Source organism: Streptomyces sp. KL116D, from assembly GCF_030766975.1.
GTDB lineage: Bacteria > Actinomycetota > Actinomycetes > Streptomycetales > Streptomycetaceae > Streptomyces > Streptomyces longispororuber_A.
Map to the genome: position 1 here is coordinate 132,242 of NZ_JASERH010000040.1, position 13,993 is coordinate 146,234.

The 13,993-nt window shown below is 74.3% G+C and carries 11 protein-coding genes; 6 read left to right on the top strand and 5 right to left on the bottom strand.

Annotated features, from left to right (window positions below; genetic code table 11):
• Positions 1-4 precede the first annotated feature (4 nt).
• From RBJ77_RS16560 to RBJ77_RS16570, 3 genes are all read right to left on the bottom strand, one after another.
• Entirely contained in the window at positions 5-1,150 is a 1,146-nt protein-coding gene (locus RBJ77_RS16560; RefSeq protein ID WP_372345730.1) for a CaiB/BaiF CoA transferase family protein, read from the bottom strand.
• Positions 1,147-1,914 (bottom strand): crotonase/enoyl-CoA hydratase family protein, encoded by a 768-nt coding sequence (locus tag RBJ77_RS16565; RefSeq protein ID WP_372345731.1) that lies wholly within the window; start codon positions 1,912-1,914, stop codon positions 1,147-1,149. Before RBJ77_RS16565 ends, RBJ77_RS16560 begins: the two co-directional genes overlap by 4 nt.
• 198 nt (positions 1,915-2,112) lie before the next feature.
• Positions 2,113-3,030: a universal stress protein gene (locus RBJ77_RS16570; RefSeq protein ID WP_372345732.1), complete on the bottom strand. Its 918-nt coding sequence runs from the start codon at positions 3,028-3,030 to the stop codon at positions 2,113-2,115.
• Between the two features lie 179 nt (positions 3,031-3,209).
• On the opposite strand from RBJ77_RS16570, the gene RBJ77_RS16575 reads away from it, so the two are divergent.
• The gene (locus RBJ77_RS16575; RefSeq protein WP_255971339.1) at positions 3,210-3,605 is read left to right on the top strand and encodes a molybdopterin-binding protein; all 396 of its coding nucleotides are present in this window, start codon (positions 3,210-3,212) and stop codon (positions 3,603-3,605) included.
• Positions 3,606-3,659: 54 nt separating this feature from the next.
• Here the strand turns inward: RBJ77_RS16575 and RBJ77_RS16580 are convergent, their stop codons facing one another.
• Positions 3,660-4,142, bottom strand: coding sequence for a molybdopterin-dependent oxidoreductase (locus tag RBJ77_RS16580; RefSeq protein ID WP_372345733.1), 483 nt, complete (start codon positions 4,140-4,142; stop codon positions 3,660-3,662).
• 168 nt (positions 4,143-4,310) lie between these two features.
• Here RBJ77_RS16580 and modA point away from each other — a divergent pair, with 168 nt between their 5' ends.
• The 5 genes from modA to gdhA all read left to right on the top strand — a co-directional run bounded on the left by modA (position 4,311) and on the right by gdhA (position 9,287).
• On the top strand, positions 4,311-5,132 hold the full coding sequence (gene modA / locus RBJ77_RS16585) for a molybdate ABC transporter substrate-binding protein (protein WP_372345734.1): 822 nt from the start codon (positions 4,311-4,313) through the stop codon (positions 5,130-5,132).
• Complete coding sequence (locus tag RBJ77_RS16590) at positions 5,129-6,007, top strand: ABC transporter permease (RefSeq protein ID WP_372345735.1); 879 nt, start codon at positions 5,129-5,131, stop codon at positions 6,005-6,007. The genes modA and RBJ77_RS16590 overlap by 4 nt, the downstream gene beginning before the upstream one ends.
• Complete coding sequence (locus tag RBJ77_RS16595) at positions 6,004-7,122, top strand: ABC transporter ATP-binding protein (protein WP_372345736.1); 1,119 nt, start codon at positions 6,004-6,006, stop codon at positions 7,120-7,122. Before RBJ77_RS16590 ends, RBJ77_RS16595 begins: the two co-directional genes overlap by 4 nt.
• Positions 7,123-7,285: 163 nt before the next feature.
• Positions 7,286-7,705, top strand: a complete 420-nt coding sequence (locus tag RBJ77_RS16600) for a molybdopterin-binding protein (RefSeq protein WP_372345737.1) — start codon at positions 7,286-7,288, stop codon at positions 7,703-7,705.
• Between the two features lie 241 nt (positions 7,706-7,946).
• Positions 7,947-9,287 (top strand): NADP-specific glutamate dehydrogenase, encoded by a 1,341-nt coding sequence (gene gdhA, locus RBJ77_RS16605; protein ID WP_372345738.1) that lies wholly within the window; start codon positions 7,947-7,949, stop codon positions 9,285-9,287.
• Positions 9,288-9,460: 173 nt separating this feature from the next.
• Here gdhA and RBJ77_RS16610 read toward each other — a convergent pair whose 3' ends face one another.
• Positions 9,461-13,852 carry an HAD-IC family P-type ATPase gene (locus RBJ77_RS16610; protein WP_372345739.1) on the bottom strand — a complete coding sequence of 1,464 codons (4,392 nt, stop codon included), beginning with the start codon at positions 13,850-13,852 and terminating at the stop codon, positions 9,461-9,463.
• Positions 13,853-13,993 lie beyond the last annotated feature (141 nt).

Consider the following 13,993-nt stretch of genomic DNA (forward strand, 5'->3'; position numbering starts at 1 on the left):
CGCCTCATCCGACGATTCCCTTCTCGCGCAGCCGGTCGATGTCGTCGTGGGTGAGTCCGGCCACGGCCGTGAGCGCGTCGCCCGTGTGCGCGCCGATGACCGGCGCGGGGGCCGGTTCACCGGCGGGCGTGCCGCTGAACCTGGGGGCGGGCGCGGGTTCCTGTCCGCCGTGGGGGCCGCGGCGGTGGGTGCCGCGGGCGGTGTTGTGCGGGTGCGCGGCGGCCTCGGTGAGCGAGAGGACGGGGGTGACGCACGCGCCCTTCCCGTCGAAGGCCCGCGCCCACTCGTCCCGGGGGCGCGTGGCGAACAGGGCCGTCAGCGCGGACTTCATCGCGGGCCAGGCGGCACGCTCGCGCTGCCGCGCGAACCGTTCGTCGTCGCGCAGTCCGAGGACGTCCAGCAGAGCGGCGTAGAACTGCGGCTCGATGGCCCCGACCGCGACGTGCCCGCCGTCCGCGCAGCGGTAGACGGCATAGAACGGCGCGCCGCCGTCGAGGAGGTTCACCCCCGGCCGGTCCTCCCAGGCGCCCTGGGCCAGGAAGCCGTAGGTCATGGCGAGCAACAGGCCGGTGCCGTCGGTCATCGCGGCGTCGACGACCTGCCCCTCGCCGCTGGTGCGGGCGTGCAGCAGCGCGCTCACGAGCCCCAGGGCGAGCAGCATGCCGCCCCCGCCGAAGTCGCCGACGAGGTTGACCGGCGGCACGGGATCGCCACCGGCGGGCCCGATGGCGTGCAACGCGCCCGCCAAGGCTATGTAGTTGATGTCGTGCCCCGGCTCCTGGGCGAGGGGGCCGTCCTGACCCCAGCCCGTCATCCGCCCGTAGACGAGTGCCGGGTTGGCGGCGAGGCACACGTCGGGGCCCAGCCCGAGGCGCTCCACGGCGCCGGGCCGGAACCCCTCGATGACGGCGTCGGCGCCCGCGATCAACTTCCGTACGGCGTCGGCGCCTTCGGGGTGCTTCAGATCCACGGCGATCGAGGTGCGGCCGCGATGGATCACGGGGTGCCGGGTGGCCCGTCCGGCCTCGGCGGGCCGGTCGACGCGGATCACCTCCGCGCCGAGGTCGGCGAGCAGCATGCCGCAGAACGGGCCGGGGCCGAGCCCGCCCAGCTCGACGACCCGCACTCCGGCCAGCGGTCCGGCGCTCACCGCCCGGTCCAGCGCGGCGCGCGCTTCTCCGCGAAGGCGCGGGGACCTTCCTTCGCGTCGTCGGAGCCGAACACGGGGGCGGTGATCTCGCGCATGCGGACCCATTCCTCGTCGGCGCTCCAGGTGCGGGCCTCGCTGAGGATCTGCTTGGTGGCGCGCACGGCGAGCGGCCCGTTGGCGGCGATGGCGCGCGCCAACTCCAGTGCCCCGTCGAGGGCTTGGCCCGGTGCGGTGAGCCGGTTCACGAGACCGAACCCGTGCGCCCGGCCGGCCTCCAGGAAGTCGCCGGTGAGAGCGATCTCCAGGGCGATCTGCGGCGGGATGCGGCGCGGCAGCCGGAGCAGACCGCCCGCGGCCGCCACGAGGCCGCGCTTGACCTCGGGGATCCCGAAGCGCGCGTCGTCGGCGGCGACGACCAGGTCGCAGGCGAGGACGATCTCGCAGCCGCCGGCCAGGGCGTACCCCTCGACGGCGGCGATCATCGGCTTGCGGGGCGGCGCCTCGGTGATCCCGGCGAGACCACGCCCCTCGACGACCGGGCGCTCCCCCGCGAGGAACGCCTTGAGGTCCATGCCGGAGCAGAACGTGCCGCCCGCACCGGTGATGACGCCGACGACCTGGTCGTCGCGGCGGTCGAGCTCGTCGAGCGCGTCGGCGACGCCCTCGGCGACGGCCCGGTTCACCGCGTTGCGGGCCTCTGGGCGGTTGAGCGTGATGACGGTGATCCCGTCGTCACGGAATTCGGCGAGTACTGCGTCGGCCATGCGGGCTCCCGGCTCAGGTCACGAAGGACGACCACGATCTTTGTCGAACATTCGTTAAGTTACGAGCCCGTACGCGCCCTGTCCACCCTCCGCACCCTGTGATCCACCGCGCACGAGGTCGGTCCGTGGACGTCTCGGGCGAAAAGCCGACCAGGATGCGGCTTCGGTACCGTCCCTGCCTTAGGGGCCTTCGGTGCCTTAGGGGCCTTCAGTGCCTTCGGTGGCTTCGGTGCCTTCGGGCGACCGGCGGACGACGAGGACCGGGCAGTCCGCGTGCTGGAGCAGGGCCTGGCTGACCGAGCCGAGGAGCAGACCGGTGAAGCCGCCCAGCCCCCGGGCGCCCACGACCATCAGCTGGGCCTCGCCGGAGGCCTCGATGAGGACCGGCCGGGCGCGGCCCTCCACCACCCGTTCCTCGACGGCGACGTCGGGGTGGCGGGCGTGGCCGGGTGCGACGGCGTCGGCGAGGGTGCGCTCGCACTCCTCGCGCAGTTTGTCGACGTCGAAGACGAGGGGCGCCATGTCGCCCGGCCACTCCCTGCCCGGGCCGGTCCAGGTGCTCCAGACCTGCACGGCGAGCAGTCCGGTCGCCCGGCGCGCGGCGTGCGCGAACGCCTCGTCGACGGCGGCCTGCGCGTCGCCCGAGCCGTCCACGGCGACCGCCACCGGCCCCTCGGCGGCGGCCCGGCCGCGCAGGACGAGGACGGGACAGTGCGCGTGGGCGGCCAGATGCACCGCGACCGAGCCGATCAGCAGGCCGGTGAAGCCGCCCAGACCTCTGCTGCCGACGACGACCAGGCTCGCGTCGCGCGAACGGGCGGCCAGGATGGTCAGCGGTTCCCCGGTGACCACCTCGCCGCGGATCGCGGACAGCTGCGGCTCCGCGACGCGGGCGTGCTCGACGGCCGCGGCCACGATCTCGTCGGCCTGCTCGCGCAGCCGGTTGGTGGGCTGGCTGATGGGCGCGGCCGCCGTCGGAGCCTTGACCAGCGGCCAGATGAAGGCGTGCACGATCTCCAGGTCCACTCCGCGCAGGCGTGCCTCGCGCGCCGCGGCCGCCACCGCCTCGAGGCTCGACTCGGATCCGTCCGTCCCGACCAGCACTTGGCCTGCCATACGTGAACTCCCTGGTCGCCGTGGCCTCGGTCGCGGCCCCGCTTCGGCCCTCCCACCAGACTGACCCGCACCGCCGCACGCCGCACTTCCGCCGCACGCCGGGGGTGACCGCCGCGCCTCGCCGGGAGATCGAAGAGTCGCCTTCGGGAGCGTCGGCGCGGGGGCATATCTTGACGACCATGCAGTCATACACGATCGGCCAGGCAGCCCGGCTGCTCGGCGTGAGCCCGGACACCGCGCGACGGTGGGCGGACGCGGGGCGCGTGGCGACCCACCGGGACGAGACCGGGAAGCGGCTCATCGACGGGCAGGACCTGGCCGCCTTCTCCGTCGGCCTCGCCAAGGGCGGCACCGGTGACGAGGAGACCTCCTACACCTCGGTCCGCAACGCCTTCCCCGGCATCGTGACCGCGATCAAGCTCGGTGACGTGGCCGCCCAGGTGGAGATCCAGGCGGGCCCGCACCGGCTGGTGTCGCTGCTGACCCGGGAGGCCGTCGAGGAGCTGGGCCTGGAGGTCGGCATGGAGGCCACGGCCCGGGTGAAGTCCACGAACGTCCACATCGACCGGGTCTGAGGGCGCCCCCCCTCTCTCTCCGCGGCCTTCCTCCGCCCCTCCCCTTCCCGCGGGTCAGGTCCAGGCGGAGTAGCCGCCGTTGACCCGTATCGCGGTGATGCCGCTGACGTACCGGGCCCCGCAGCGGTCCTGCGGGAGGACGAGCTGGGGGCCCGCGCTGTCCAGCGGGCTGTCGTCCATGGCGACGGCGAGCAGGACGGGTGCCCGCCCGAAGTCCGGGTCGATCTCGGCCCAGGACAGCAGGGTGCGATGACCGTCCGCGCCGCTGACGGCGATGAGGAAGCGCAGCCGGTCCTTGCGCCGGGCCGGGTCGAACGCCGGCTCCGCCGCCGACAGCACGTCGTGCAGGAGCGGCCCGGTGAACCGGTGGTGCCGGACGCCGCTGGTGGCGCACTCGAACGCCACCGCCGCCGAACGCTGCGGCCGGCTCCGCAGATCGGCCACGGTCAGCCGGGACGGCCGGGCCAGATCGCCGTCGAGCACCACTTCCGCCGTCGCGACGGCAGCCGTACGGGCATGTGCGAGGGAATCGCTCACGGGCTGACACCTCCCCGGGGACCGTACCCGAGCGACGACTCCACTCAAACGCAGATACCAGCCGTCGGAATCTCCAACCCAGCTCATGCGATGCGACAGGAGACTTTCGCCTCGCAGGTGCGGCAGTATGCTCAGCGCAAGCTTTGGCCGAGAGGGAGTAGATCCGTGATGACCCGTACAGTGCGCCGGACCCGCCGGATAGTCCAGGTGACCGGTGTGAGCGCCGCCGCGCTGCTGGCCCTGAGCGCCTGCTCCTCCTCCGACGACTCCGCGTCCGCCGGTTCCGGCTCCTCGGCGTCGGCCTCGGGCAAGCCGTCCGGCACGGTCACCGTCTTCGCGGCGGCCTCGCTCAAGGAGAGCTTCACGACGCTGGGCCGGCAGTTCGAGAAGGCGAACCCGGGCACCAAGGTGACCTTCAGCTTCGGCGGCAGCGACTCGCTGGCCGCGAGCATCACCGGCGGCGCCCCGGCCGACGTGTTCGCCGCCGCCAGCCCCAAGACGATGAAGATCGTCACGGACGCCGGGGGCGCCGCCGGCAGCCCGGCCACCTTCGTCCGCAACCAGCTGGAGATCGCCACCCTGCCGGGCAACCCCGACAAGGTGGACTCGCTCAAGGACCTCACGGACTCCCAGCTGAAGGTGGTGCTCTGCGCGAAGGAGGTGCCGTGCGGCGCCGCCGCGCAGAAGGCACTGGACGCGGGCAAGCTGAAGCTCACGCCGGTCTCCTACGAGCAGGACGTCAAGGCGGCCCTGACGAAGGTGGAGTTGAAGGAGGCCGACGCGGCGGTCGTCTACCAGACCGACGTGAAGGCCGCGGGTGGCAAGGTGGAGGGCGTGAACTTCCCCGAGTCGGCGGACGCCGTCAACGACTACCCGATCGCGCAGCTCAAGGACTCGAAGAACGCGGCTGCCGCCAAGGCGTTCATCGAGCTGGTCCGGTCCGCCGAGGGCCAGAAGGTCCTCACCTCGGCCGGGTTCCTGAAGCCGTGACCTCGCTCGACAAGCCCGACGCCGCGGCCGACACCCTCACGGGCGGGCCGCGGCGTCGCCGTTCCCGCCCCCCGGGACGCACGGGGTCCGGGGGCTTCCGGGGCGCCCCGCTGCCCCTGCTGCTGCCCGCGCTCCTGGGCCTGGCGTTCCTGATCGTGCCGCTGATCGCCCTGCTCGTCCGCACCCCGTGGTCGGACCTGCCCGCCCAGCTGACCAGCGCGGCGGTGTGGCAGGCGCTGCGGCTCTCCCTGCTGTGCGCGACGGCGGCGACCGCCGTCAGCCTGGTCATCGGCGTGCCGCTGGCCTGGCTGCTGGCCCGTGTCGAGTTCCCCGGCCGCGGTCTCGTACGGGCCCTGGTGACGCTGCCGTTGGTACTGCCTCCCGTGGTGGGCGGTGTGGCGCTGCTGTCGGCGCTCGGCCGCAACGGCGTCGTCGGGAAGTGGCTGGACGCGTGGTTCGGCATCACCCTGCCCTTCACCACCGCCGGGGTCGTGGTCGCCGAGGCGTTCGTCGCCATGCCGTTCCTCGTGATCAGCGTGGAGGGCACGCTGCGGGCCGCCGATCCGCGCTTCGAGGAGGCGGCCACCACGCTGGGCGCCTCCCGGTTCACCGCGTTCCGGCGGGTCACGCTGCCGCTGATCGCGCCGGGCATCGCGGCGGGCGCGGTGCTCGCCTGGGCCCGGGCGCTCGGCGAGTTCGGCGCGACGATCACCTTCGCCGGCAACTTCCCCGGCCGTACCCAGACCATGCCCCTCGCCGTGTACCTGGCCCTGCAGAGCGACCCGGAGGCCGCGATCGCCCTGAGCCTCGTGCTGCTGGCCGTGTCGATCGCCGTGCTGGCGGGGCTGCGCGACCGTTGGATGACCGCCTCATGACCGATCTCGACAAGACCGATCTGGACAGGACGGCGCACGTCGCCGCCGCCGACGGGACGACCGCCACCGCCGACGGGGAGGGCCTGGACGCCCGTCTCGTGGTCGAGCGGGGCGACTTCCGCCTCGACGTCTCCCTGGCCGTCGCCCCCGGCGAGGTCGTCGCCCTCCTCGGCCCCAACGGCGCGGGCAAGACGACGGCGCTGCGCGCGCTCGCCGGACTGGTCCCGCTGACCGGCGGCCGGCTGCGGCTGGACGGCACGGACCTCGACCGCACCCCGCCCGAGTCCCGCCCGGTCGGCGTCGTCTTCCAGGACTACCTCCTCTTCCCCCACCTGACGGCGCTGGACAACGTCGCCTTCGGCCCGCGCTGCCACGGCGCGACCAAGGCGGCGGCCCGCGCCCAGGCCGCGCGGTGGCTGGACCGGATGGGGCTCGCCGCGCACGCGGGGGCGAAACCCCGCCGGCTCTCCGGCGGCCAGGCCCAGCGCGTCGCCGTGGCCCGCGCGCTGGCCACCCACCCGCGGCTGCTCCTCCTCGACGAGCCGCTGGCCGCGCTCGACGCCCGGACCCGCCTGGAGGTCCGCGCCCAACTCCGGCGTCACCTCGCCGAGTTCGAGGCGGTGGCGGTCCTCGTCACGCACGATCCGCTCGACGCGATGGTCCTCGCCGACCGCCTCGTCGTCATCGAGGACGGCCACGTGGTCCAGGAGGGCACCCCCGGCCACATCGCCCGGCACCCGCGGACGGACTACATCGCCCACCTCATCGGCCTCAACCTGTACCGGGGGCAGGCCGATGGGCACACCGTCCGGCTGGACGGCGGGCCCGCGATCACCACCACCGAGGACCTCACCGGACCGGTCTTCGTCACCTTCCCGCCGACCGCGGTGACCCTGTACCGCGAGCGCCCCAGCGGCACCAGCGCCCGCAACCTCTGGCACTGCGAGGTGGCCGGTCTGGAGACGCACGGCGACCAGATCCGCGCCGACCTCACCGGCGAACTCCCGCTCGCCGCCGGTCTCACGACGGTGGCGGCGGCCGAGCTGGGCCTGCATCCGGGCGCGGAGGTGTGGGCGGCGGTGAAGGCCGCGCAGACCCACGCCTATCCCGCCTGACGTCCGTCGGTTCCGGCCGTCCTCGGACGGCCGGAACCGACGGACGCGAGCGGCCGGACGGACGGACGCGAACGTCCGGCCGGAACCGTCGCACAGGCTCTAGGGTGAACCGCACAGCAAGCCGGAATTCCGGCATTTCACCCCACCCTCGTGAGGCGTTCCCATGAGCCTGAGCATCCGCAACCAGATCCCCGGCACCGTCACCGCGGTCACCACTGGCGAGGCCATGGCGACGGTCCGGGTCCGCCTCGACGGCGGCCGCGACCTCACCTCCGCCATCACCGTGGACGCCGTCAAGGAACTCGGTCTCGCCGAGGGGTCCGCCGTGCGCGCCCTGGTCAAGTCGACGGAGGTCTCCCTCGCCACGGGTTCCGTGGAGGGGCTCTCCATCCGCAACCGGCTGCCCGGCACCGTCAGCGACATCGCCGCCGGCGCCGCCATGGCGGCCGTCCGGGTCGCCGTCGAGGGCGGCGAGCTGACCGCCGCGATCACCAGGGACGCCGTCACGGAACTCGGCCTGGCCGTCGGCTCCCCGGTCACCGCGCTGATCAAGGCGACTGAGGTGTCGCTCACCACCGGCTGACCGGCCACCGGGGCGCCGCAAGGGATTCCGCTTCCCGCGCAGCGTCCCGGGGTCTCACATGGTGAGCCGCTCCTGCCTGGCATGCTGGTCGAGGTGTTTACATGCGCGTAACACTAATCTTGTCCCGCGCACGGCAATGGCGCCGAGCGCTCGTCGATGGACCGGAACCTGGGTCGCCGCACCCCTCCCGGATCCGGTGGTAGCCGCGCCAGAAAGGCCTTCTGTGACGACGCGATCCGACATGCAGAACATACTCGGCAGGACCCTCGCCGAGATCGAGCAGCGCAACCCGGCCCAGCCGGAGTTCCACCAGGCCGTCCACGAGGTCCTGGAGACCCTGGCGCCGGTGCTCGCGGCCCGCCCCGAGTACGCCGAGGCGGGACTCGTGGAGCGGCTGTGCGAGCCCGAGCGGCAGGTCATGTTCCGGGTGCCGTGGCAGGACGACCGCGGACGGGTGCAGGTCAACCGCGGCTTCCGGGTGGAGTTCAACAGCGCGCTCGGCCCGTACAAGGGCGGCCTGCGCTTCCACTCGTCGGTGAACCTCGGCGTCATCAAGTTCCTGGGCTTCGAGCAGATCTTCAAGAACGCGCTGACCGGTCTCGGCATCGGCGGCGGCAAGGGCGGCAGCGACTTCGACCCGCACGGGCGCAGCGACGCCGAGGTGATGCGCTTCTGCCAGTCCTTCATGACGGAGCTGTACCGGCACATCGGTGAGCACACCGACGTGCCGGCGGGCGACATCGGCGTCGGCGGGCGGGAGATCGGCTACCTCTTCGGCCAGTACCGGCGGATCACCAACCGCTGGGAGGCCGGCGTCCTCACCGGCAAGGGCCAGGGCTGGGGCGGCTCGCTGATCCGCCCGGAGGCGACCGGGTACGGCAACGTGCTGTTCGCCGAGGCGATGCTGCGCGAGCACGGCGAGGACCTGGAGGGGCAGACGGTGGTCGTGTCGGGCTCCGGCAACGTCGCGATCTACACCATCGAGAAGCTGCACGCCCTGGGCGCGAACCCGGTGACGTGCTCGGACTCCTCCGGCTACGTCGTGGACGAGAAGGGCATCGACCTCGACCTGCTCAAGCAGATCAAGGAGGTCGAGCGGGGCCGCGTCGACGCGTACGCCGAGCGCCGCGGCGCCTCCGCCCGCTTCGTGCGCGGCGGTCGCGTCTGGGAGGTGCCCGCCGACGTGGCGCTGCCGTCCGCCACGCAGAACGAGCTGACCGAGGACGACGCCACCACGCTGATCCGCAACGGCGTGAAGGCGGTCTCCGAGGGCGCGAACATGCCGACGACCCCCGCGGCCGTCCACCTGTTCCAGCAGGCGGGCGTCGCCTTCGGCCCCGGCAAGGCGGCCAACGCGGGCGGTGTCGCGGTCAGCGCGCTCGAGATGGCGCAGAACCACGCCCGGATCTCCTGGCCCGCGCAGCGCGTCGAGGACGAGCTGGCGCACATCATGAAGGACATCCACGCCACCTGCCACGAGACCGCCGAGCGCTACGGAGCCCCCGGCGACTACGTGACGGGCGCGAACATCGCGGGCTTCGAGCGGGTCGCCGACGCGATGCTGGCGCAGGGCGTCATCTGACGCGGGGCGCCCCGTGATCCCGTCGCCGTGGCGCCGCCGTCACGGTGGCGGCCCGCGGCCCTGCGATCGTCGGCAGGGCCGTGGCGCCGTCCCACGCCTCCCGCTGGGTTCACCGGGGGGCGTGGGTGGACGACCCATGACGCTGCGCCGATGCGGGCGGCCGGGACGGCCGGCTACTCCGCGCTCGTGTCCCGGACCATGTGCAGGGAAAGTCCCGAAGCCACCGTCCCCGCCATGGCGGCGAGCGCCGCGATGGCCCAGGCGAGCGGGCCGAGAGGGGTGCAGCCGAAGAACTGGCTGACCCCCGGGGTCTGGACGACGGCGGCCAGAGCGGCGGCCGACCCCAGGGCGGCCGTGACGACCGTCGGACTCTTCGGTGCGGTCACCAGGGTCTGACCCAGCTGGGCGCCCACGAGGGCGAGCAGGGCCACGGTGCGCGCCCGGGCCGCGCGGCCGCTGGACCGGGCCACCAGCCACCCCGCGAGCGCCGCCAGCGCGGTGGCGCCGGCACGCACCCCGGTCTCCCGTGCGAGTGCGGCCCCCAGCGAGATGTCGGGGCCTTCACGCAGGGAGCCCTCGGCCAGGGTGCCGCGTGGGGTGCGGGTGGCGACCGCCACGGCCGGCGCGAGGTCGGTGAACAGGTTCACCAGCAGCAACTGCCGTGCGGTGAGCGGCGACTGGCCGGTGAGTGCCGCGGCGCTCACGGCGAACGCGATCTCCCCGAGGTTGCCGCCGACGAGGACGGCCAGGGCCTGGCGCACCGTCACCCACAGCGCGCGGCCCTCGACCAGGGTGGCGAGGACGGGTTCGAGGCGGCCGTTGGTCACCACCAGGTCGGCTGCCGCGCGGGCGGCCGGGGTGGCGCGGTGGCCGAAGGCGATTCCGACGTCGGCCAGCCGGATGGCGGGTGCGTCGTTGGCGCCGTCACCGGTCATGGCGACCGTGTGGCCCATGCTCTGGAAGGCCTGCACGACGCGGACCTTGTGGTGCGGTGTCGCGCGGGCCACCACGCCGACGGTGGGGAGCAGCGCGGTGAGCTTGTCGTCGTCGAGGTCGTCGAGATCGGCGCCGCTCACGACGGTGTGCCCGTCGACGACGCCGAGTTCACGGGCGATCGCCTCGGCGGTGTCGGGGTGGTCCCCGGTGATCATGACGATGTGCACGCCCGCCTTCGTGAGGCGGCGGATCAGCCCCTGGGCGCTGCCGCGCACCTGGTCCACCAGGACCAGGAAGCCGAGGAAGTCCAGGCCGGTGACGTCCTCGTCGGTCAGTTCGGTGTCGTCCGGTGCCGGTCCGGCCCCGGCGGGCGCCCGTCGTTCGGCGACGGCCAGGACGCGATGGCCGGCCGCGGCCAGCTGTTGTCCCTCGGCCAGCACCGCCCGGCGGCCCGCCCGGTTCAGGGCCCGACCGTCCCGGGTGGCGCACAGGTCCACGACCTGCTCGGGTGCGCCCTTGACCGACAGCAGGCGCCCGTCCCGGCTGCGGCCCAGAGCCGCGTGGAAGCCACGGCTCGGCTCGAAGGGGAGGGTGGCGGTGAGCTTCCAGCCGGGCGCTGCCGTGTCGCGGCGGACACCCGCGTCCCGGAGCGCCGTGGCGATCGCCTGATCCGTGACGTGGGTGAGTCGGCGGCTGCCGCGGGCACGCGGTGTGGCGCGCAGTCCGGCGGCCAGGACCGCCCGATGGTGTGCTTCCCCGCTGTCCAGCGGGAGCGTACGGCCCCTGGCGTGCACGGAGACGAGTTCGAGCCGCCCGTGGGTGAGCGTGCCGGTCTTGTCGAAGCACAGGACGTCGGTGCGGCCGGCCGCCTCGATGGTCCGGGCGTCGCGCACCAGGACCCCGTGCTCGGCGAGACGGCGGGCGGCGGCCAACTGGGCGGCCGTGACGAGGAAGGGCAGCCCCTCCGGCACGCTGGCCACGGCGAGGCCGACGGCCGCGCCGATGGTCTCGCGGACCGGACGGCCGCGGAACAGTCCCGCCGCCACCACGGCACCGGCCGAGGCGAGCGCCGCGGGAAGTGCCGCCCGGGTGATCTGGCCGAGGCGGTGCTCCACCCCGGTCCGCGGTGCGTCGGCGGCGGCGAGCCGGGCGCCGCGCCCCGCCTCGGTGGCCTCGCCGGTGGCGACGGCGACCGCACGGGCGTGCCCCGCCGCGAGTGTCGTGCCCTCGTACACCATGGACGTGCGCTCGGCGGGGTGGTGGGCGAGGACGGGTGCGGTGGACTTGCTCACCGGGAGCGACTCCCCCGTCAGCGCCGACTCGTCGGCCTCCACCCCGTCGGCCGTCAGCAGCCGGCAGTCCGCCGGGACGACATCGCCCGCGTGCAGGACCACGACGTCCCCGACGACCAGCCCTTCGGCGGCCAGCTCCGTCTCCGCGCCGTCGCGCACGGCCCGGGCCGGGATCACCGCGCGGTGGTACAGGCGGGCCGCCGTGCGGTCGGCCAGATAGCGCTGGGTGCCGCCGATCAGGCCCGACACGGCGGTCACGGCCAGGATCATCGACGCGTCCAGGACTGCCCCCACGGCGGCGGACAGCGCGGCGCCGCCGACGAGGACCGGGGTGAGCGGATTGGCCGTCTCGGTGACGAACGCCCGCGTGAGCGACGGGCGCGGGGCCGCACGCCCGGACCGCCGGGTGCGGGCCTTCACCTGATCGGCCGTCAGGCCCTCGGCGCGGCTGCCGGTCCTGGCGAGCACCGTGGCCGGGTCCATCGCGTGCCACGGCCGACGCGCCGCCGACGCCGGAAGGGGCTGCGTCAGCACGCGGGCCGCGGACCACACCCCGGCGCCGAGGCCCACGGCGGCGGCGCCGTTGACGGTCAGCAGGAAGCGGGTGAGCGGGCGGCGTGCCCTCTGCACCGCGGTCATCGCAAGGCCGACCCCGGCCGACGCCTGGGCGAGCCGCACGCCCCAGCCCGACACGGACCTCGCGGGTTTGCAGGCCGCCAGCAGCACGGCCGCCCGCCCGAGGTCCGTACCGACGTGGACGTCCGCGCCCCACGGAGGCTCCCCGGCCTCCCCGGTGACGCCGATCCCCACGTCGGCGGCCGCCAGGGCGTCCCTGCGCCGGGACAGCAACAGCACGCCCGAGCCGTCCTGTTGGGCCGCGCGCACCGACGCGACGAGCCGCTCACCGCCCTCGACCGCCTCCTCCCCGCGCCGGCCCCCGGGCGGTTCCGAGTCGCCCGGAGTGACCAGCACCGTGAGTCCGGAGCGCTCGGCGGCGGCGATCAGGGTGCTCGACGCCTCGTCCACCTCGGGCACCACACCGACCAGTGCGAGCAACCGGCCGTCGCGCACCAGGCCGAGTATCCGGCGTGCGCCGTTCCGCTCCAGTCGTGCGCGCGCATCGGTGTAGGCCGCGTACGCCGTGGCGCTCGTGGTCGGCTCCGGTGACGGGCAGCGCTCCATCGGTTCCAGGCGCCACGGTCCGTCCTCCCCCACCCGGTCGAGGCGTCCGGGGGTGAACAGCCGGTGGGCGACGGCGGCCAACTCCCCGGCGTCGGCGGTTTCTTCGAGGGGCAGCAGGTCGGTGAGGAGATCGGCCCCCGTCATGAGGGCATCGGTGTCGAGGATCGCCACGTCCACCCGGTCGAGCCGGCGCAGCGCCTCGGGGCGGACGACGAGCGATCCGCTCCTGGACAGTCCCCTGCCCAGCACGCTCGCGAAGGCCTCGCGGGCCAGCCAGGGTGCCTTCGGGATCACCGAGACGACCGCCCGTGCCGCGTGCAGGGGCCGGCCGGTCATCGCCAGCGCCCCGCCGAACGAGGCGGCCGCCACGGTCTCCGCACGGACGGCGTACCGCTCGACCGGACCGGCGCGCAGGGGCACCTCACGGGGCGTTTCGCGCACGCCCGCGGCGGCGAACCGGCCGGCCGAGCCGGTGAGCCGGGACTCCGCCGCCCGCCAGGCGGCCTGGTGCGCGAGCAGTTCCCGCAGGCGCAGGGCATGGCGGGTGGCATCCACACCGATGCCGGGGCCGATCCCGGAGAGGGCGTTGACGCCCGCGCTGAGCAACGCCCTGGCGAATTCGGTGTCGTGCAGGCCGAGACGGCGCTCCACCGAGCCGCGCAGGCCTGGGTGCGCCTCCAGCGCGCTCAGCACCGAGGCGTAGACAGCCGGGATCGGGGGGCGGCCGGCCAGCCGCGCCAGGAGGGCCACCGGCAGTGCGGCCAGGTGGGCGGCGAGCGCCAGCTCGGCTTCCCGTGCCGCCCTGGGGGCCAGCGGGTGGTCGGGGAGGGCGGCGTCCTCGCCGTGCTCACCCTCCACGGCTTCGACGGCTTCGCGCAGCGTCGCCAGCAGCTTGTCCTGTTCGACCGTTCCTTCGACAGCGGCGACGACATGGCCCAGATGACTGTTCACCGCGACCCATCGGACACCGGGCACGGCGCCGAGGCGCTCTTCGAACGCCCTGGTGAGGGAGGGTTCCTGGGACCCCTGCAGCCCTCGTACCGCGATGTGCGCACGCCCGCCGCGGATCCGGACGCGGGAGTCCTGGGCCCCCCGCCGGCCCGCGACGAGCGGCCTGAAGAGCGTGGACAGCCAGGCAGTTCCCGGATTCCCCATCGTGTGGCCCACCTTCCCGCCGTCCCCCGGCCGAGAGGTGTGTATCGTCCCGCACAGGTGCCCCCGGGACACGGTCGCATTCCAGACTTCGCCCCCTGCCGTCCGGACGAACCGGAATGCGGGTGTGGCCGGGACGGGCAC

Coding starts and splice junctions, on each gene's coding strand:
- RBJ77_RS16600 (WP_372345737.1), top strand. CDS start 7,286: ATGAGCCTGAGCATCCGCAACCAGATCCCCGGCACCGTCACCGCGGTC.
- RBJ77_RS16610 (WP_372345739.1), bottom strand. CDS start 13,852: ATGGGGAATCCGGGAACTGCCTGGCTGTCCACGCTCTTCAGGCCGCTC.
- RBJ77_RS16595 (WP_372345736.1), top strand. CDS start 6,004: ATGACCGATCTCGACAAGACCGATCTGGACAGGACGGCGCACGTCGCC.
- RBJ77_RS16565 (WP_372345731.1), bottom strand. CDS start 1,914: ATGGCCGACGCAGTACTCGCCGAATTCCGTGACGACGGGATCACCGTC.
- modA (WP_372345734.1), top strand. CDS start 4,311: ATGACCCGTACAGTGCGCCGGACCCGCCGGATAGTCCAGGTGACCGGT.
- gdhA (WP_372345738.1), top strand. CDS start 7,947: ATGCAGAACATACTCGGCAGGACCCTCGCCGAGATCGAGCAGCGCAAC.
- RBJ77_RS16570 (WP_372345732.1), bottom strand. CDS start 3,030: ATGGCAGGCCAAGTGCTGGTCGGGACGGACGGATCCGAGTCGAGCCTC.
- RBJ77_RS16575 (WP_255971339.1), top strand. CDS start 3,210: ATGCAGTCATACACGATCGGCCAGGCAGCCCGGCTGCTCGGCGTGAGC.